The sequence below is a fragment of the Pararhodobacter sp. genome (genome assembly GCF_036802785.1).
GTDB lineage: Bacteria > Pseudomonadota > Alphaproteobacteria > Rhodobacterales > Rhodobacteraceae > Pararhodobacter.
In genome coordinates, this window is sequence record NZ_DAIRVN010000005.1 from 78,223 (window position 1) to 97,533 (window position 19,311).

Genomic DNA, 19,311 nt, shown 5'->3' on the forward strand with positions numbered 1-19,311 from the left:
AATGGGAAATCCCGTTTTCACCACCCTCACCCGCCAGTCCGGCCTGCTGCGCGAAATGCAGGTTCTGGCGCATAACGTCGCCAACCTCTCCACCACCGGCTACCGCCGTGAGGGTGTGATCTTTACCGAATACATGCGCAATCTGGGCGGCGTCGAAGCTCCGCTGTCGATGGCCGCAGCCAATGCCCGGCAGACCTATCTGACACAGGGCACACTGGCGCAGACCGGCGGCGCGCTGGACCTGGCGATTGAGGGCGATGGCTTTTTCGTCATCGAGACCCCTGAGGGTGACCGGCTTACGCGCAGCGGTCATTTCATCACCAATGCCCAGGGTGAGATGGTCACTGCCGACGGCTTTCGCCTGCTGGATGCCGCGGGTGCGCCGGTCTTCATTCCCGCCGATGCGCGCGGCATCAACATCGGGCGGGATGGCACCATTTCGGCCGCAGACCAGCCCCTGGGCCGGATTGGGCTGATGCGCCCCGAAGACCCCTCCATGCTGCGCCGCGCGCACGGCACGCTGCTTGAGGCGCAGGGAGAGCTGGTTCCGGCGGATGACACCAGCCTGCATCAGGGCTTTCTGGAAGAAAGCAACGTCAACCCGATCACCGAAATGGCGCGGATGATCGAAATTCAGCGCGCCTATGAGATGGGCCAGAAATTTCTCGAACGTGAGGATGAGCGCGTGCGCGCGGTCGTCCAGACACTTGGAAAATAAAGGAATATCCGATGCGAGCCCTGCAAATCGCCGCCACCGGCATGAGCGCCCAGCAAATGCGGGTGGACACGGTCGCCAACAACCTCGCGAATATGAGCACGACCGGCTACAACGCCCGGCGCGCCGAATTCGCCGATCTGCACTATCAGCAGTTCACCCGCGCCGGCTCCATCTCGTCATCGGACGGCACCGTGGTGCCGACCGGGGTGCAGCTGGGCCTTGGCGCGCGCCCGTCCTCGGTGGCGATGCAGGTGGCGCAGGGGGGGCTGGTTCAGACCGGCGGCGATCTGGATCTGGCCGTGGAGGGGCGCGGCTGGCTGGAAGTGGCGCTGCCCGACGGGCGCGCGGCCTATACGCGCGACGGGGGGCTGAAAAGCAATGGCGACGGTCTGATCGTCACCTCGGACGGCTATGAAGTTGCACCCGGCATCGTGATCCCGCCCGAGGCCCGCAGCATCTCGATCAATCCCGAGGGGGAGGTCTGGGCCTATTTCAGCGACCGCGTTCAGCCCGAAAGGCTGGGCCAGCTCACCCTCGCGGGATTCACCAACGACCGCGGGCTTGAGGCGCTGGGTTCCAACCTCTTCGTCGAGACCGAAGCCTCGGGTCCGCCCTTCATCGGCAATCCGGGCGAAGAGGGGCTGGGCACCTTGCGGCAGGGCTATCTGGAGGAAAGCTCCGTCGATCCGGTGCGCGAGCTGACCGAGATGATCAAGGCGCAGCGTGGCTATGAGCTGAACGCCAAGGTCATCACCGCATCCGACCAGATGCTCGCTGCCACGACACAGGTGCGCTGATGCGGTATCTCGCCTGTCTGCTCCTCCTTGCGCTGCCCCTGCCCGCGCTGGCCGATGTGCTGGTGACCTCCCGAACGCTGCGCGCTGGCACCCTGATCACCGCCGATGACCTGTCGCTCATCCGCGGCACACCGCCGCCCGGGGCCGCCACCAATGCGGAAGCGGTGATCGGCCTGGAGGCGCGCGTCACCCTTTATGCCGGTCGCCCGGTGCCGCTGGGCAGCCTGACGGAACCCGCGCTGGTGGAGCGTAACCAACTGGTTTCGATCATCTTCCAGCATGGTGGGCTGGAAATACGCGCCGATGGCCGGGCACTTGGCCGGGGCGGTGCGGGCGAAAGCATCCGGATCATGAACCTCGCCTCCCGCAACACGGTCAGCGGCAGGGTCGCCGCGCCCGGGATCGTCGTGGTTCACCCCTGACCGCCCACGGCGCCCCTGCTGCGCAACCACGGAGTATGCCCAATGCGTCTTGTCCCTGCTCTTGCGCTGCTGAGCGCGACCCTCGCGCTGGCAGCCTGCGAGCCCCTCTCGCATGTCGGGCGCGCGCCTGATTTCTCGCCGCTTGAGCCGCGCCGGGAGCATCACGCGCTCTACAACCTTCCCCTGCCCGAACGCACCGAAGTGCAGCGCGCCGTCGATGATGCCTCGCTCTGGTCGGCTGGCCAGCGCTCGCTGCTGGGTGACAGGCGGGCCAGCCGTCAGGGTGACATCCTGACCGTGGTGATTGAAATCAATGACCGCGCCGAGATATCGAACTCCTCCGCGCGCGGCCGCACCGGCACGCAGAGCGCGGGTGTTCCGGAATTCTTCGGTCTGCCCGATGCGATCGACCGCCGCCTGCCCGGCGGGCTGGCGCTGTCGCGCGGTGTGTCGCTGGAGGGGTCGAGCAGTTTCCAGGGCTCCGGCACGGTCAGCCGCAACGAGCGGCTTACCCTGCGGGTGGCCACGACGATCGTGGAGCGCCTGCCGAACGGTGTCATGCTGATCGAGGGCAGTCAGGAGGTCCGGGTAAATAATGAACTGCGCGAGCTTCTGGTCACCGGGTATATCCGTGCCGAAGATATCTCGCGGCGCAATGAAATCCCCTATGACCGCATTGCCGGGGCGCGCATTTCCTATGGTGGCCGCGGACATATTTCGCAGATGCAGCAGCCCCGGTATGGCCAGCAGATCGCCGACATCCTCCTCCCCTTCTGAAAGGCACATCGATGAAAAAGCTTTTGCCGGTCATTCTGGCGCTTGTCGGCCTTCTGGCAGGCGCGGGCGCGGGATGGTCCCTGCGACCGGGTGCAGCACCTGCCACCGAAGATGAAAATGCGGCGCATTACAGGCCGGCCCCCGCCAATACCGAAACTCTTCGCCTGCCCGGACAGTTTGTGGTTCCGCTGCTTGAGGAGGGCCGCGTGCGGTCAATGGTGGTGATGAGCCTGGCGCTGGAGCTGGCGCAGGGTCACGGGGTCTCCCTTCAGAATCAGGAGGCCCGGCTGCGCGCTGTGCTGCTGCAGGTCATGTTCGACCACGCCAATACCGGCGGGTTCGAGGGGGTCTTCACCAGCGGCGAGACGCTGCTTCTGCTGCGCCGCACCCTGCGTGACGCGGCGCGCGCCGAGATCGGCGAGGCGCTGCACGACATTCTGATCACCGAACTGTTGCGGCAGGAGAACTGAGCGGTCCCTGCAACCATCCGGGCGGGCACCGCCCTGCCAGAAGCGGTGCCGCTGGCTGCGGCAATGGCAAGACCGAGAAAAGGCCCCCCGCCTCAGCCCTGAAGGGTCCGGACACCAAAACCTTCGTTGCGGGCCTGCATGGCGGCCACAGCCGCGATGGCCCCGGCGGCCGTGGTGAAATACGGGATCTTGTCCATCAGCGCGACAGAGCGGATTGCCCGGCTGTCGGAGATGGCCTGCGTGCCCTCGGTCGTATTCAGCACCAGCGCGATATCGCCGTTCTTCATCCGGTCAACAATATTGGGCCGCCCCTCATAGACCTTCGCAACCGGCGTGGCGGAAACGCCCTGCCCGCCCAGCCATTTGCCCGTGCCGCTGGTCGCGACCAGCTCAAACCCCATCTCCACCAGCCCGCGCGCGGCCTGCGCCATGGCATCGGTCTTGTCGGCATCCTTGATCGACACGAACACCCGCCCGCTTTCCGGCAGCATCGTGCCCGCGCCCATCTGCGCCTTGAGGAACGCCAGCGGGAAGCTGCGGTCCCAGCCCATGACCTCGCCGGTGGAGCGCATTTCAGGCCCCAGCAGCGTGTCAACACCGGGGAAGCGGGCGAAGGGCAGCACCGCCTCCTTGACCGAGAACCATGGCGTGATCGGGTCGGCCAGAGTCAGCGGGTCGGCCAGCGGCAGGTCGGTATCGGGGCCGACGCCTTGCGCGTAAGGCGCGCGCAGCGGGAAGTTCGACAGCTTCTCGCCCGCCATCAGCCGCGCGGCGATGGAGGCAATGGCGCTGTCGGTCGCCTTGGCGACGAAAGGCACGGTGCGGCTGGCTCGGGGGTTCACCTCAAGCACATAGATATCGCCGTCCTTGATGGCGAACTGCACATTCATCAGCCCCACCACATTGAGCGCGCGCGCCATCAGCTCTGTCTGGCGCTTCAGCTCTTCCACGGTGGCAGCGTCCAGCGAATGCGGCGGCAGGCAGCAGGCGCTGTCGCCCGAATGCACGCCCGCCTCCTCGATATGTTCCATGATACCCGCGACATGCACCGCCTCGCCGTCGCACAAAGCATCCACATCCACCTCAATCGCGCCGGACAGATAGCTGTCCAGCAGCACCGGGTTCTTGCCCGACACATCCACCGCATTGGTGATGTAGCGCTTCAGATGATCGAGATCGCGCACGATCTCCATCGCCCGCCCGCCCAGCACATAGGAAGGACGGATCACCAAGGGATAGCCCACGCGCCTGGCGATCTCGATTGCCTGCTCATCGGACGAGGCGATGCCGTTCACCGGCTGCTTCAGGCCCAGCTCGTTCAGCAGTTTCTGGAACCGCTCCCGGTCTTCGGCAAGATCAATCGCATCGGGCGAGGTGCCGAGGATCGGAATACCCTCCTCATGCAGCGCATTCGCCAGTTTCAGCGGCGTCTGCCCGCCGAACTGCACAATCACGCCATGCAGCGTGCCGTTCGTCTGCTCAACCCGCAGAATCTCCATGACGTGCTCAAAGGTCAGCGGCTCAAAATACAGCCGGTCCGAGGTGTCATAATCGGTTGAAACCGTCTCGGGGTTGCAATTGACCATGATGGTCTCATAGCCCGCATCGGTCAGCGCGAAACAGGCGTGGCAGCAGCAGTAATCAAATTCGATCCCCTGCCCGATCCGGTTTGGCCCGCCGCCCAGAATCACCACCTTCTTGCGGTCCGACGGGCGCGCCTCGCATTCCACATCGCCCATCGCGGGGGCTTCATAGGTCGAATACATATAGGGCGTCTGCGCCTCGAACTCGGCGGCGCAGGTGTCGATGCGCTTGAAGACCGCGTTCACGCCCAGCCCGCTGCGGGCACGGCGCACCGCCACTTCATCATGGCCGGTCAGCATGGCCAGCCGCGCATCGGTAAAGCCCATCATCTTGAGGGCGCGCATGCCTTCTTCGTCCTGCGGCAGGCCGGCTTCACGGATCCGCGCCTCGGCCTCGACGATTTCGCGGATGCGCGACAGGAACCAGGGATCGAACGCGGTTGCGTGCTGAATCTCGTCGTCGCTCAGCCCTTCGCGCATGGCCTGCGCGATCAGCCGCATGCGGTCCGGGGTCTGCGCCGAGATGGCCTTGATCACGGCGGCCTTGCCCGACTGCGGATCTGTCGCACCGGGAATGGCGATTTCATCAAAACCGGACAGGCCGGTTTCCATGCTGGCCAGTGCCTTTTGCACCGATTCGTGGAAGGTACGGCCGATAGCCATCGCCTCGCCCACCGATTTCATGGCGGTGGTCAGCTCGGCCTTGGCACCGGGAAATTTCTCGAACGCAAAGCGCGGGATCTTGGTGACGACATAGTCAATCGAGGGCTCAAAGCTCGCGGGCGTGACCTTGGTGATGTCATTGTCCAACTCATCCAGCGTGTAGCCCACGGCCAGTTTCGCCGCGATTTTGGCAATCGGAAAGCCCGTGGCCTTCGACGCCAGCGCCGATGAGCGCGACACGCGCGGGTTCATCTCGATCACCACCATGCGCCCGTCGGCCGGGTTGATCGCCCATTGCACGTTGGAGCCGCCGGTCTCCACCCCGATCTCGCGGAGCACGGCGATGGAGCCGTTGCGCATGATCTGGTATTCCTTGTCGGTCAGCGTCAGCGCCGGGGCCACGGTGATGCTGTCGCCGGTATGCACACCCATCGGATCGACGTTTTCAATGGAGCAGACGATGATTGCGTTGTCGGCCTTGTCGCGCACCACCTCCATCTCGAACTCTTTCCAGCCCAGCAGCGATTCATCGACCAGAATCTGAGCCATCGGCGATGCCTCAAGGCCCGAACGGCAGATCGCCTCGTAATCGTCGCGGTTATAGGCCACGCCACCGCCGGTACCGCCCAGCGTATAGGCAGGGCGGATGATCGCGGGCAGGCCCACATAATCAATCGCGGCCATCGCCTCGGCTACGGCGGCGTTGATGTCATAGCGCCCGTTGGCCAGCTTCGGCGCGGCAACGATGGTCGCGCGCGGGTTTTCCAGTCCGATCCGGTCCATCGCCTCGCGAAACAGCTTGCGGTCCTCGGCCATCTCGATGGCCTGCCGGTTCGCGCCGATCAGCTCCACGCCGAATTTGTCCAGCACCCCCATATCAGCCAGCGCCAGCGAAGTGTTCAGCCCGGTCTGCCCGCCCATCGTTGGCAAGAGCGCGTCGGGGCGTTCCTTTTCGATGATCTTCGCCACGATCTCAGGGGTGATCGGCTCGATATAGGTGGCATCGGCCAGGCCCGGGTCGGTCATGATGGTGGCAGGGTTCGAATTGACCAGCACCACCCGATAGCCTTCCTCGCGCAGGGCCTTGCAGGCCTGCGCCCCCGAATAGTCAAATTCGCAGGCCTGTCCGATGACAATGGGCCCCGCGCCGATGATCATGATGGTTTTGATATCGGTTCTTTTTGGCATAATGGCCCCCGTGGCATGCTGACAGGCGCTCGCCCATGGCCCCGGGCAGCGCTTAAATTGAGGCGGGTTATAGCCAGCGCAGGGGTCGGCGCAAGCCCTGATCGGCGCGGCCATGGCGCCGCATCCTGAACCGGCGCGCGTTCATCTTGCCGGAAATACGCTGGGGGGTGAATTGGCGAAGCCAAGAGGGGGGCAAAGCCCCCCTCCCTTTTTCGTCACATGCAGGCGTCGAACAGCACCCGCGTGTTCTCGCGCGTCATTTCCACCGGGTTACCGCCGCAGGACGGGTCCTCCAGCGCCATTTCGGTCAGCTCATCCAGCCGTGCCGCCTCAACCCCCAGCGCCGCCAGCGATGCCGGAATCGCCAGCGCGCTGCGCAGATCCATGATCCGCGCGCGGAAGCCATCGAATCCGCCTTTGATGCCCAGATAATCCGCCGCCCGCCCGATCCGCACGTCAATCGCCGGGAGGTTGAAATCCAGCACCATCGGCATGACCACGGCATTGGTGGTGCCGTGATGCGTGTTATAGACCGCGCCAATGGGGTGGCTGAGGCTGTGAATCGCCCCCAGCCCCTTCTGAAACGCCACCGCCCCCATCATCGCCGCCGACATCATATGCGCGCGCGCCTCCAGATCGTCGGGCGTGGCATAAACCTTGGGCAGGTTCTCAAACACCAGCCGCATGCCCTCCAGCGCAATGCCCTGGCTCATCGGATGGTAATGCGGGCTGCAATAGGCCTCAAGGCAATGCGCCAGCGCGTCCATTCCGGTGCCTGCGGTGATGAATTTCGGCATGCCCACCGTCAGTTCTGGGTCACAGATGGTGATCGCGGGCATCAGTTTCGGGTGGAAGATGATCTTCTTCTTGTGCGTGGCCGAGTTGGTCAGCACCCCGGCCCGCCCCACCTCTGACCCCGTGCCCGCCGTCGTCGGCACCGCCACAATCGGCGCGATTCTGGCGGCGTCGGCCCGGGTCCACCAGTCGCCGACATCCTCCAGCTCCCAGACTGACAGGTTCTGCCCGGCCATCAGTGCGATCATCTTGCCCAGATCCAGCGCCGAGCCGCCCCCGAAACACACCACCCCGTCATGCCCGCCCGCGCGCCACGCAGCCAGCCCGGCCTCCAGATTGTGCTCGGTCGGGTTGGCATCCACCTCCGAGAACATCTCGCGGCCCAGCCCGCCTTTTTCCAGCACCTCCAGCGCACGCGCTGCAATCGGCAGCGCCGCCAGCGCCTTGTCAGTCACCAGCAGCGGGCGCCGCATCCCGGCGGCCTTGCAATGCTCGGCCAGCTCCGCAATCCGGCCCGCGCCGAATTTGATTGCGGTCGGGTATGACCAGTTCATCGTGGGCACAGTCATTTCGTCACCTTCTTGAGATGGTAGGATTTTGGCCGCGTCACCGAATGGAAACCAAGCGGCGACAGCGCTGCCCCCCGCCCGGTATCCTTGCAGCCGGTCCAGCACAGCGCCGGGTCCAGATAGTCACAGCGGTTCATGAACACGGTGCCGGTTTCAAGCTGCACACCGATATCCGCAGCGGCCTCCGCGTCCTGCGTCCAGACCGAGGCCGTCAGGCCATAGGGCGAATCGTTCATCAGCGCGATCGCCTCCTCATCGCCGGAAACCGGCATGATCCCCACCACCGGCCCAAAGCTTTCCTCGCGCATCACCCGCATGGAATGGTCCACATTGACCAGTATCTGCGGCGCCAGATAGGCCGCCCCGTCATCGGCAGGAAATTGTGCGGGGTCAATCAGCGGCGTCGCACCCGCCGCAACCGCCTCGGCCACCTGCTCGCGCACCACGCGGGCGAAACGGGCATTGGCCATCGGGCCGAGCGTGGTTTCCGGCTCGAACGGATTGCCCAGTTTCAGCCCCTTCACCCAGGCCACCGCCTTCTCGACAAAGGTATCGTAAAGCGATTCATGCACATAGATCCGCTCGATCCCGCAGCAGCACTGCCCGGCGTTGAACATTGCGCCATCCATCAGCCCGTCCACCGCCGCCTCCAGATCGGCATCCGCGCGCACATAGCCCGGGTCCTTGCCGCCCAGTTCCAGCCCGGTGCCGGTAAAGGTGCCCGCCGCCGCACGCTCGATCGCCACACCGCCGCCCACCGAGCCGGTGAAATTCACAAAGCCAAACGCCCGCCCCGCGATCAGCGCCTCGGTCGTGGCATGGTCCAGCACAACGTTCTGAAACACGTCCTCCGGCACGCCGCCCGCATGAAACGCCTCGGCCAGCCGCTCACCCACCAGCAACGTCTGGCTGGCGTGTTTCAGCACCACCGTATTCCCGGCAATCAGCGCCGGAACGATGGTATTGATCGCCGTCAGATAGGGGTAGTTCCACGGCGCGATGATGAACACCACGCCCACCGGCTCCCGCGCCAGATACCGGCGGAAGCGGTCGCTCTCTTCCACCACAACCGGCGCCAGCGCTTCAGCCGCGATCCCGGCCATATACTCGGTGCGCTCGTTCACACCGCCGAATTCGCCGCCATAGCGCGTGGGGCGGCCCATCTGCCATGCCAGTTCCTCAACCGTGCGGTCCTTCGTTGCGTTCAGCGCCGCCACCCCGGCCCTGACCCGCGCAATCCGCTCCTCCAGCGGCACCCTGGCCCAGTCGCGCTGCGCGGCCTTCGCGCGCGCCGCCACCCCCTTTGCGGCCTCCAGCGACAGCGCCGGGCGCTCGGCATAGACCCGTCCATCCACGGGCGAGATACATTGTATCGTCGTCGTCATTCTGCTCACCCCTTGCGCCACAAGGGCGCTTTCCGGCAGCGCGCACCGCCGCCCTTTCATCTGTTCAGAAATATCCCCGCCGGAGGCATCCGCAACCGAAATCCGCGCCCCGGCCGGGGTGGCTTACGCCCGCTCCAGCCCGCGCTTCAGCTCGAAATCGGTTACCATACGGTCGGCCTCTGACACTTCCCAGCGCGCGGCATGTACATAATGCCCCACCACCGCGTCGCCAAACGCGGCGCGCAGCCATTCCGACCCGTCCGCCAGATCAGCCGCCTCGCGCAGCGTTTTCGGTATCTCGCGGATACCTTGGGTGCTGTACATGTCACCCTTCATTTCCGGCTCCAGCGCCAGCTTGCGCTCCATCCCGTCCAGCCCTGCGGCCAGAAGGGCGGCGCAGGTCATATAGGGGTTCAGGTCCGACCCGCCGATCCGGCATTCAACCCGGATCGCCTTTGTCCCCTCGCCACAGATACGGAACCCGGCCGTGCGGTTGTCAAACGACCAGACGGCCTTGGTGGGTGCGAACAATCCCACGCAGAACCGTTTGTAGCTGTTCACATAGGGCGCCAGAAACAGCGTGATCTCGCGCGCATGCTCCAGCTGCCCGGCCAGAAAATGCTTCATCACCTCCGACATGCCATGCGGATCGGCTGCATCACGAAACGCGGGCTGGCCGTCAGCAGTCCAGAGCGACTGATGCACATGGCTCGATGACCCGGCCTTGTCCGTGTCATACTTGGCCATGAAGGTGACGGATTTGCCTTGTGCGTGCGCAATCTCCTTGGTGGCGTTCTTGATGATCACATGATTGTCGCAGGTGGTCAGCGCATCGCTGTAGCGCACATTGACCTCGGCCTGCCCCGCATCGGCCTCACCCTTGGTGTTCTCCACTGCGATCCCGGCACCATAAAGCCCGTTGCGCAAGGCCCGCATCAGGGGCTCTTCCTTTGTGGTCTGGAAGATATGGTAATCCTCATTGTAGCCGCCGATCGGCACCAGATCGCCGGTGCCCAGATCGCGCAATTCCTCATAGCTGTTGTCGAAAACGTAAAATTCCAGCTCGGTCGCCATCATCGCATCAAAGCCCAGAGCCTGCGCCCGGGCGATCTGGCGTTTCAGCACGGCGCGGGGTGATTGCGGCACTTCTTCATGCGTGTGATGGTCCAGCAGATCGCACAACACCAGCGCCGTCGCCTCCAGCCATGGCACCCGGCGCAGGGTCGCCAGATCGGGCTTCATGACATAATCGCCATAGCCCTGCTCCCAGCTTGCGGCCTCATAGCCGGGCACCGTGTTCATCTCCATATCCACGGTCAGCAGATAGTTACAGCAATGCGTCTCGGTATGCCCGCCATTGAGGAAATGCGCGGCGTGAAACCGCTTGCCCATCAGGCGGCCCTGCATGTCCACCGCGGCGACGACCACGGTGTCGATCTCTCCCGCATCAAAAGCCGCCTGTAATGTCTCCAGCGTCAACATGCCTTGCATTCTCACTCCATCGGCCCAGGGCCGCCTTTCATCTTGCCATAAATACGCACGGGGGGTTCTCAGGGGGGCGCGTGCGCCCCCCTGAGGCGGGGGTGCGGGGGCGGCAGCCCCCGCATCGCCCCGTCAACCGTAGCGATAGGGCCGCCCGGCCCGGTCCATCGCCGCGTTGTAATCCTTGAAGACCTGCACGACCCGCGCCTTGGTCTCGCTCTCTGCCGCGATCTCGTCCCAGAAGGTGCGCGCGGCGCTTTCCACCGTCGCCCATTCCGCATCGGGGATCGAGGTCAGCTCCAGCTTGTCACCCTCGGTGCGCAACCGCGCCTCACCGGCCCAGTACCAGTGCTGGCGGTAGTAATGCGACTGCTCGAAACAGGTGGCCATCAACTTCTGCAGATGTTCCGGCACCTCGTTCCAGCGGTCCATATTGGCAAAGAAATGCCCGATCCACGCGCCCGAGATGTTGTTGGTCAGGAAATGCGAGCAGATATCGGCCCAGCCCACTTCATAGGCCTCGGTGATGCCACACCATGCCACGCCATCGATCTCGCCGGTCTGCAGCGCGATTTCCACGTCTTCCCATGGCACGGTTACCGGCACCACGCCGAATTGCGTCAGGAAGCGCCCGGCGGTGGGGAAGGTGAACACCCGCTTGCCCGACAGTTCCGCCAGCGAGGTGATCGGTGAGGTGGTGATGAAATGGCACGGGTCCCATGACCCCGCCGAAATGTGCTTCACCCCGACTTTCTCATATTCCTCGGCCCAGATCTCGTTCAGGCCCCAGTCATTGAACAGCGCGGGCACGTCCAGCGAATAGCGGCTGGCAAAGGGGAAATAGCCACCGAACACCGTCACCTCGGTGGGTGAGGCCATGCTGTCATCGTCTGATTGCACCGCATCAATCGTGCCGCGCTGCATGGCCTGAAACAGCTCATCCGTCGGCACCAGCTGATCGGCATAGAACAGGTCAATCTGCATCTCGTCGCCGGCGATGGCATTGAACATGTCGATTGCCGGTTTGGCGACCTGGGCCCCCAGCGAGGTGCCGGCATAGGTCTGCAACCGCCAGCGGATTGTCGACTGCGCCTTGACGGCCGGGGCCGCCAGCGATGCCGCACCCGCCAGCGCGCCGGTGGTCAGGAACTTCCTTCTCGTGGTCGTCATGGTCTTACCTCCGTTGGTTGTTATTGATCCTGGCTTCTCAGGGATTGTAAAGCATCTGCGGCAGCCACAGCGCGATCTGCGGAAAGATCATGATCAGCGCCAGGCCCACCACCATCACCGCCACGAAGGGCACGATCGAGCGGTAGATATCCACCAGCGTCACCTCGGCCGGGGCCATGGCGCGCATCAGAAACAGGTTATAGCCGAAGGGCGGGGTCATATAGGCGATCTGGCAAGTGATGGTGTAAAGCACCCCATACCAGATCAGATCGAACTCCAGGAGCCGCACAATGGGCACATACAGCGGCGCCACGATCACCAGCATCGCCGTGTCATCCAGAAACGTGCCCATCAGAATGAAGCTCAGCTGCATCAGGATCAGAATCTGCCAGCGGTTCAGGCCCAGATCCTCGATGAACAGCGCGCGCACGAAATCGACCGCGCGCAGCCCGTCGAAGATGGCACCGAATGCCAGCGCCGCCAGAATGATCCACAGGAACATGCAGCTGATCGCCAGCGTGCGCCGGGTGCATTCCTCGAACACCTTCCAGCTCATCCGGCCCTTGAGCACCGACGCGCCAAAGGCTGCCAGCGCCCCCACGACCGAGCTTTCGACAAGCCGCGTGTAGCCCAGCACGAAGGGCACCATCATCACCATGAAGATCCCCAGTGGCAGCAGGCCCGCCATCAGCAGCCGGTATTTTTCAGCGCGCGTGACAGCGGCCAGCTCCTCCTGCGAGATCGCCGGTCCCAGCGCCGGATTGATCCGGCAGCGCAGCCAGATATAACCGATGAAAAGCCCCGCCATCATCAGCCCCGGCAGAATGCCCGCCAGCCACAACTGCCCCACCGGCTGGCGCGCGATCATCGCATACAGCACCATCACCACCGAGGGTGGAATAAGGATGCCCAGGCTGGAGCCCGCCTGAATGACCCCCGTCACCATCCGCTTGTCATAGCCGCGCTTCAGCAGCTCCGGCAGCGCAATGGTCGCGCCGATCGCCATGCCCGCCACGCTCAGCCCGTTCATCGCCGAGATCAGCACCATCAGCCCGATGGTGCCCATCGCCAGCCCGCCCGGCACCCGCCCGAACCAGACATGAAACATGCGGTACAGGTCATCGGCCAGACGGCTTTCAGACAGCACATAGCCCATGAAGATGAACATCGGCAGCGTGATCAGCGGGAACCAGTTCATCAGCTTGAAGGCCTGCGAAAAGGCAAGGTCGTGCCCGCCCCTGTCGCCCCACAGAAACAGCGCGGCCACCACGGCGACAAAGCCGATCACCCCGAACATGCGCTGCCCGGTCAGCATCATCGCCAGAAGCGAGCCGAACATCAGCATGGCGATGACTTCGGTGCCCATTCAGATGTCCTTTCCGCGCAGTTTGGCGATGTCACGGATCAGGAAGGCCGTGCATTGCAGGATCATCAGCACAATGCCCACCACCATCACAATCTTGATCGGCGCCATATAGGGACGCCACAGCCCGCGCCGCCGCTCGCCGTATTCCAGCGCGTATTGCGTGCTCTCGATGCCGCCCCAGAGCAGCACGCCCAGATAGAAGATCAGCACGAAAATGGTCACCGCATCGACGGCGGCCTGCGTGCGGTCGGACCAGCGGGAATACAGAAGGTCCATCCGCACTGCCGAGCCCATCTGCAACGCATAGGCCCCGCCCAGCATGAAATAGCCCATCAGCAGAAACTGGGCCAGTTCATCGGTCCAGATCTGCGGATGGAAGCCAAAGCGCGCAATCGTCCCCCACAGCAACACACCCATCAGCGCGAAAAGGCCGAACATGGCAACCCGGCCCACGCCGTAGTTCAGCTTTTCAACCCAGCGCACATAGGTGATCAGAAACTGCGGCATCACAGAACACCCACCGCGCCCAGCCCGCGCGCCAGCACCGGGGCGATGCGGGCGGCGATATCGGCCTGCCCCTGCGGCGTGGCGATCAGGTCATTGCGGATTTCCAGCATGGTGTTGTGCAGGTTCAGCGGCGTGGCATGCAGGCGGATGGTATGCGTCACCTCACCGGCGGCCGAATAGGGCTCGTTCAGGCGGGTGACGAGGCCGCAGCCGGGGGCTGCCGCCATGATGGCATCGGTCAGCGCGGTGTCATCATCATGGATCACGCCGAATTCCACCGCGCGCGGGGCACCGTGAAAGACCGGCGTGAAGGAATGCACCGCAATCAGTGCCGGGCGGCGGCCACAGGCGATCAGCGCGGCGATTTCCGCGCGCAGTGTTTCGTGGAAAGGCAGATACAGCGCCCGGGTGCGCGCCAGCTTTTGTGCAGGCGACAGGCCGCGGTTGCCGGGAATGTCGAACACTTCGGAGCGTGCAGGCATCGCGCCGGGATGATCCGGCGCGCGGTTCAGGTCATAGACCAGCCTTGAGAGGGGCGCATGCACCAGCACCGCTCCGCCACAGGACGGGGCCAGAAGCGCCGCCAGTTCCCGCGACAGACCCAGCGCGCCGATATCCCAAGCCACATGCGCCGCGCGCGCCGATGCGTCCAGCCCCAGATCGCCGCCCAGTTCCGGCCGGTCCACGGCCAGCGCGTTCGAGGCATGTTCACAGATCACCACAACACCCGCCGGGCCCTCACCGCTGCCGAAAGTCTCGACAATGCCGGGAAAGGCGGCGCCGGAAGCGGCGGGCTGCGCGAAATCGACGACAGCGTTATGCGCGGGCTGATGCATGAGAGCGGCTTTGCAAAAGGCGTGGAGCGGTGTGCTTGAACCGCCAGCCTGTTGTATCCACCCGCGTTCTGTCAAGAATTTTTCCGCGCCGTCATTTCTGTTACAAATCGGACAAAGCGGTGTATCCTGCAACAAGGTTCCCCACGTCCGTGTTCCCAGCGGAGGCCGATGCAACACAAAGACACCACCGAGGCCCGGTTGCGCGCCGCCCTTCCCGGCCTGACCCGCGCCGAACGGCAACTTGCCGCTTATATGCTGAACAATTACCCCGTTGCGGTGCTCGGCTCTGTCGCCTCGGTGGCGCGGGGGGCCGGGGTTTCAGGGCCGACGGTGGTGCGGCTGGTGCAGAAGCTGGGCTATTCGGGCTATCCCGAGTTTCAGAACCAGCTCCGCGAGGAGGTGGGCGAGAAGCTCGCCTCGCCCATCGCCAAGCGTGACAAATGGGCAAACGCGCCCGCCAATGACCATATCCTGAGCAGTTTTGCAGCACAGGTGATGGAGAATCTGACCGCAACCATCGGCCAGATCGACCGTGCCGGGTTTGACCGGGTGGCCGATCTTCTGGCCGATCCGCAGCGGCGCATCCATATGATGGGCGGGCGACTGACCCATTCCATCGCCGATTATTTCACCACGGCGCTGAAGGTCATGCGCGGCGATGTGACCCTGTTGTCGCATATGCCCAACACATGGCCACCCGCGCTGCTGGACATGCGTGAAGGCGATGTGCTGGTGGTGTTCGACATCCGCCGCTATGAACAGACGGTGCTGCAGGTGGTGGAACTGGCGCGCGAACAGGGCGCCGAGGTGGTGCTGATCACCGACCGCTGGGTCTCGCCCGCCGCCAGCTATGCCCAGCACCTGATGCCCTGCCATATCGAGGTGCCCTCGGCCTGGGATTCGCTTGCCTCGCTGATGGTTCTGGTCGAGGCGCTTCTGGCGGCGGTGCAGCAGCGCAACTGGAATGAAACCTCGGACCGGCTGAACCGGATGGAAGCGCTCTATGCGCGCACCCATCTCTTCCGCCGCGTGCGCTGACATCATCGCTTGACCGGCCCGGGTCCGGGGCCTAACAAGTCGGTTTTTCAAAGGGGGCGGGGATGCATCCTTTCATCGTGCTGCTCAATCTGGCCGCTGCCGTCATGCTGCTGCTCTGGGCCGTGCGCATGGTGCGCACCGGGATGGAGCGCGCCTATGGCAGCGCCCTGCGCGACGGGCTGCGCCGCGCGCGCGGCGGTTTGCCGGGGGCGGCAGGGGCCGGTGTGGTGCTCGCCATCCTGTTGCAGAGCGCCACGGCGGTGGGCGTGCTGGCCGCAGGCTTCGCGGCCAGTGGCATGCTGGGCGGGGCAACCGGGCTTGCCGCCCTTCTGGGTGCCGATCTGGGATCGGCGCTGGTGGTCCGCATTCTGGCCTTTGACCTGTCGGCACTGATCCCCGTGCTGCTTCTGACCGGCGCCACCCTGTTCCTGAAGTTCGAGGCCCGCCAGATCCGCCAGATCGGGCGCATCGTGCTGGGTATCGGCTTTATCCTTCTGTCGCTGACCATGATCGGCACAGCAACCGAACCGATGCGCGAGAGCGCGGTCCTTCCCGCCACCATCGGCTATCTGGCGGGTGATCCACTGACCGCCTTTGCGGTGGTGGCGCTGCTCACCTGGGGGATGCATTCCTCGGTGGCGATGGTGCTGTTGCTCGCCGCATTGGCGCAGGGCGGCATTCTCCCGATGGCGGCGGCTTTGCCGATGCTGCTGGGCGCGAATTTCGGCGCCGGGCTGATCGCGGTGTGGCTGACGCGCGGGCTGGTACCCGAGGCGCGGCGCATCCCGCTTGGCAACCTGATCCTGCGCGGCTCTGCCGCCGGTCTGGGGCTGCTGGCATTCTGGCTGACCGACCCGCAGATGCCCGCCTGGCTGGGCGCGCGCACCGATGTGCAGCTGGTCAACGCGCATCTGCTGTTCAACGCCGCGGTTGTGGTACTGGGGCTGCCCTTTGTCGGCGCCGTCCACCGCCTGACCGTCACCCTGCTGCCCGTCACCCCTGAAGCACCCCAGACAGAGCGCCGGCCCCGCTCGGCGCTGGACCGCACTACGCTTGCCCTGCCCTCGCTGGCGTTGGCCTCGGCCAAACGCGAACTGCTGCTGATGGGTGAGGTGATCGAAGAGATGCTGCGCCCGATGAGCGATGTCCTCGACAGCCCCAGCGAGGGGCAGATCGCCGCCCTGCGCGGCCTTGATGACGAGGTGGACAGGCGCCACTCCGATATCAAGTTGTTCATCACCGCGCTCAACCGCCGCGATCTGGGCACTGAGGACGCAAAGCGCAGCATCGAGCTGACCGATTTCGCCATCAACCTTGAACATATCGGCGATATCATTGCCAAGACCCTGCTGCCGCTGGCCGAAAAGAAGGGCGCCGAGAACCGCCGCTTTTCGGAGGAAGGCTGGCATGAGATCCTTGAACTGCACGCCCGCGTTCTGGCCAATACGCAACTGGCGATGAATGTGCTCATCTCGGGCGATATCGCTTCGGCGCGCCACCTGATGCAGGAAAAAGAGGTGATGCGCCGGCTTGAGCGTGAAAGCCATGAGCGCCATCTGGAACGCCTCCAGCGCGGCAATGCCGACAGTCTGGCCACCAGCAACTGGCATCTTGAGGTGGTGCGGGCCTTCAAGGAGATCAACTCTCTTCTGGTCACGGTGGCGGTGCCAATTCTGGAAGAATCCGGGATGATTCTTAAAAGTCGTCTGGCAGAGCCGCGCTAAGGGCTTCAGACCAGCGCCAGCAGCCAGACCGCCGCCGCCGCCAGCGCCAGAAACGCGCCGAACGGCACACGCCCCGCGCGCCGCAGCCCACGCCCGCGCCGCCACGCCCTGAGCGCCGCCACGCCCAGCGCGGATACCGCCGCCAGAAGCGCGACCAGAGGCAAGGCCGCCACCCCCAGCCCGGCACCGATCCCGGCCATCAGCTTGACATCGCCCAGCCCCATCCCCTCGCGCCCGGCGACCCGCCGATAGCCCAGACGCAGCGCCAGAAAGGCGCCGCCCCCCGCGAAGGCCCCCAGCAATGCCGCCACCAGCCGGTCCTGCCACAGCGGCCAGCCGGTGCCATCGCCGGCCAGCATCAGCGCCAGCCCCAGCAGCGCCAGCGCCGCGGTCAACGGATCCGGCAGACGGAAGAAACGCAGGTCCGCCAGCGCCAGCGCCAGCAGGCACCACAGAAACAGCGCGCCCAGCAGCGCCGTAACCGGGGTCGGCGCCAGAAACGCCGCGCCCAGCCCAAAGCCAAGCCCCACCAGTTCCGCCTGCAACAGGCGGGCGGGGATCGGCGCGCCGCAGCGAGGGCACCGCCCGCGTTGCAGCAGCCATGACACTACCGGCACCAGTTCGAACCAGCGCAAAGGCGCGCCGCAGGACCGGCAGCGCGAACGCGCCAGCATCACCGGCTCCCCGCGCGTCAGGCGATCGGCCAGAAGGGCCGCGAAAGACCCCGCCGCAGGCCCGCTCAGCGCCACCAGCAGCCGCATCCCCTCGGCCCAATGCGCGCTCATGGCCTGCGCCCTCTCCCATTCACCTGTTTGAAAATATCCTCGGGGGGGTGAATGGGCCGCAAGGCCCAGAGGGGGGGCAGAAAGCCCCCCCTTCGCCGCCTGCGCAGTTGTGCGGCGTCAGGCGATTGGCTAATCTGCGCAGCAGCGTCAGGTATGTATGGGTACGGGTCGGGCATGACAATCATTGCTAGCAGAGCATCCCGCGCAAGAAAAGCGGGCGGCGGATTCAGGCGTGGCGACCGGGGGCTGACACTGATCGAACTGATGGTCGTGGTGGTAATCCTGTCAATTCTGGCGGTGGTCATCGTACCGCGCGTCATCGACCGGCCTGATCAGGCGCGCGTGGCCCGCGCGCGGGCGGATATCGCGGCGCTTTCAGCAGCGCTCAATCTCTACCGGCTGGACAACGCCACCTACCCCACCACCGATCAGGGCCTTCAGGCGCTTGTGTCGCGTCCGGCCTCGTCGCCCGCGCCGACAAACTGGGCCGCGAACGGCTATATCGACCGTGTTCCCACCGATCCCTGGGGGCAGCCCTACCAGTATCTGGCGCCGGGCGTGCACGGGCCTTTCGATGTGTTCAGCCTTGGTGCCGATGGCCGGCCGGGAGGGGCGGGTGTCAGCGCTGATATCGGAAACTGGCAGATTGACTGACCCCGCAGCGGGCGGGCACGGCGCGGCGGGTTTCACCCTGATCGAGCTTGTCGCGGTGATGACGGTCTTGTCCATTCTGGCGCTTGCCATGGTGGTCGGCACCGGCGCGGGTTCGCTTCTGGGCCGTGACCGGAACAACGCTGCCGCAAGCACCGCGCGGGCGTTCGAGACGGCGGTGAACACCGCGCGCAGCCACGCCTTTCACACCCGCCGCCCCTATGCGCTGGTCCCGCGCGCCGATGGCTGGCAGTTGTTGCAGCGTGACCGGGCCACGGACACCTGGCAATCGGCTGGCGAAGGCGCCGCCCCGGCGCTGGTCTGGGTCATCGACGGCACCGCGCATTTCCCCGTACCGCCCCCACCAGATACCTGTCTCATAAAC

General features: G+C 65.0%; 18 protein-coding genes. 9 read left to right on the plus strand and 9 right to left on the minus strand.

Features of this window, described 5'->3' with window-relative positions; genetic code table 11:
• The first annotated feature begins 1 nt into the window (after position 1).
• Genes V7Q53_RS03850 through V7Q53_RS03870 form a run of 5 tightly spaced genes read left to right on the plus strand, consistent with a single transcriptional unit; the run spans position 2 to position 3,184 of the window.
• A complete protein-coding gene (locus tag V7Q53_RS03850; RefSeq protein WP_333827057.1) occupies positions 2-718 on the plus strand; it encodes a flagellar hook-basal body complex protein in 717 nt (238 codons plus the stop codon).
• An 11-nt stretch (positions 719-729) separates the two neighbouring features.
• Positions 730-1,515, plus strand: a complete 786-nt coding sequence (gene flgG / locus V7Q53_RS03855; RefSeq protein ID WP_333827058.1) for a flagellar basal-body rod protein FlgG — start codon at positions 730-732, stop codon at positions 1,513-1,515.
• Positions 1,515-1,937: a flagellar basal body P-ring formation chaperone FlgA gene (flgA, locus tag V7Q53_RS03860; protein ID WP_333827059.1), complete on the plus strand. Its 423-nt coding sequence runs from the start codon at positions 1,515-1,517 to the stop codon at positions 1,935-1,937. The genes flgG and flgA overlap by 1 nt, the downstream gene beginning before the upstream one ends.
• A gap of 42 nt (positions 1,938-1,979) precedes the next feature.
• The gene (flgH, locus tag V7Q53_RS03865; RefSeq protein WP_333827060.1) at positions 1,980-2,714 is read left to right on the plus strand and encodes a flagellar basal body L-ring protein FlgH; all 735 of its coding nucleotides are present in this window, start codon (positions 1,980-1,982) and stop codon (positions 2,712-2,714) included.
• Between the two features lie 11 nt (positions 2,715-2,725).
• The gene (locus V7Q53_RS03870; protein WP_333827061.1) at positions 2,726-3,184 is read left to right on the plus strand and encodes a flagellar basal body-associated protein FliL; all 459 of its coding nucleotides are present in this window, start codon (positions 2,726-2,728) and stop codon (positions 3,182-3,184) included.
• A gap of 92 nt (positions 3,185-3,276) precedes the next feature.
• On the opposite strand, the gene carB is transcribed toward V7Q53_RS03870, so the two are convergent.
• From carB to V7Q53_RS03910, 8 genes are all read right to left on the minus strand, one after another.
• Positions 3,277-6,618 carry a carbamoyl-phosphate synthase large subunit gene (gene carB / locus V7Q53_RS03875; protein ID WP_333827062.1) on the minus strand — a complete coding sequence of 1,114 codons (3,342 nt, stop codon included), beginning with the start codon at positions 6,616-6,618 and terminating at the stop codon, positions 3,277-3,279.
• 215 nt (positions 6,619-6,833) lie between these two features.
• Positions 6,834-7,982: an iron-containing alcohol dehydrogenase gene (locus V7Q53_RS03880; protein ID WP_333827063.1), complete on the minus strand. Its 1,149-nt coding sequence runs from the start codon at positions 7,980-7,982 to the stop codon at positions 6,834-6,836.
• Positions 7,979-9,367 (minus strand): aldehyde dehydrogenase family protein, encoded by a 1,389-nt coding sequence (locus V7Q53_RS03885; RefSeq protein ID WP_333827064.1) that lies wholly within the window; start codon positions 9,365-9,367, stop codon positions 7,979-7,981. The genes V7Q53_RS03880 and V7Q53_RS03885 overlap by 4 nt, the downstream gene beginning before the upstream one ends.
• A gap of 123 nt (positions 9,368-9,490) precedes the next feature.
• Complete coding sequence (locus V7Q53_RS03890) at positions 9,491-10,858, minus strand: glutamine synthetase family protein (protein ID WP_333827065.1); 1,368 nt, start codon at positions 10,856-10,858, stop codon at positions 9,491-9,493.
• A gap of 123 nt (positions 10,859-10,981) precedes the next feature.
• The gene (locus V7Q53_RS03895; RefSeq protein ID WP_333827066.1) at positions 10,982-12,019 is read right to left on the minus strand and encodes a TRAP transporter substrate-binding protein; all 1,038 of its coding nucleotides are present in this window, start codon (positions 12,017-12,019) and stop codon (positions 10,982-10,984) included.
• Between the two features lie 37 nt (positions 12,020-12,056).
• Entirely contained in the window at positions 12,057-13,385 is a 1,329-nt protein-coding gene (locus V7Q53_RS03900) for a TRAP transporter large permease (RefSeq protein WP_333827067.1), read from the minus strand.
• Entirely contained in the window at positions 13,386-13,892 is a 507-nt protein-coding gene (locus V7Q53_RS03905) for a TRAP transporter small permease subunit (RefSeq protein ID WP_333827068.1), read from the minus strand. It abuts the gene before it with no gap.
• Positions 13,892-14,728, minus strand: coding sequence for an N-formylglutamate amidohydrolase (locus V7Q53_RS03910; RefSeq protein ID WP_333827069.1), 837 nt, complete (start codon positions 14,726-14,728; stop codon positions 13,892-13,894). Before V7Q53_RS03910 ends, V7Q53_RS03905 begins: the two co-directional genes overlap by 1 nt.
• Positions 14,729-14,896: 168 nt before the next feature.
• Here V7Q53_RS03910 and V7Q53_RS03915 point away from each other — a divergent pair, with 168 nt between their 5' ends.
• Together V7Q53_RS03915 and V7Q53_RS03920 are read left to right on the plus strand one after the other, a co-directional pair.
• Positions 14,897-15,766: a MurR/RpiR family transcriptional regulator gene (locus V7Q53_RS03915; RefSeq protein ID WP_333827070.1), complete on the plus strand. Its 870-nt coding sequence runs from the start codon at positions 14,897-14,899 to the stop codon at positions 15,764-15,766.
• A gap of 62 nt (positions 15,767-15,828) precedes the next feature.
• Positions 15,829-17,490 carry a Na/Pi cotransporter family protein gene (locus V7Q53_RS03920; protein ID WP_333827071.1) on the plus strand — a complete coding sequence of 554 codons (1,662 nt, stop codon included), beginning with the start codon at positions 15,829-15,831 and terminating at the stop codon, positions 17,488-17,490.
• Between the two features lie 5 nt (positions 17,491-17,495).
• Here V7Q53_RS03920 and V7Q53_RS03925 read toward each other — a convergent pair whose 3' ends face one another.
• On the minus strand, positions 17,496-18,275 hold the full coding sequence (locus tag V7Q53_RS03925; protein WP_333827072.1) for a prepilin peptidase: 780 nt from the start codon (positions 18,273-18,275) through the stop codon (positions 17,496-17,498).
• Positions 18,276-18,449: 174 nt separating this feature from the next.
• On the opposite strand from V7Q53_RS03925, the gene gspG reads away from it, so the two are divergent.
• Both gspG and V7Q53_RS03935 read left to right on the plus strand, forming a co-directional pair.
• Entirely contained in the window at positions 18,450-18,929 is a 480-nt protein-coding gene (gene gspG / locus V7Q53_RS03930) for a type II secretion system major pseudopilin GspG (RefSeq protein WP_333827073.1), read from the plus strand.
• The coding region (locus V7Q53_RS03935; protein WP_333827074.1) for a pilus assembly FimT family protein at positions 18,922-19,311 on the plus strand (390 nt) is incomplete at its 3' end. The genes gspG and V7Q53_RS03935, both read left to right, overlap by 8 nt.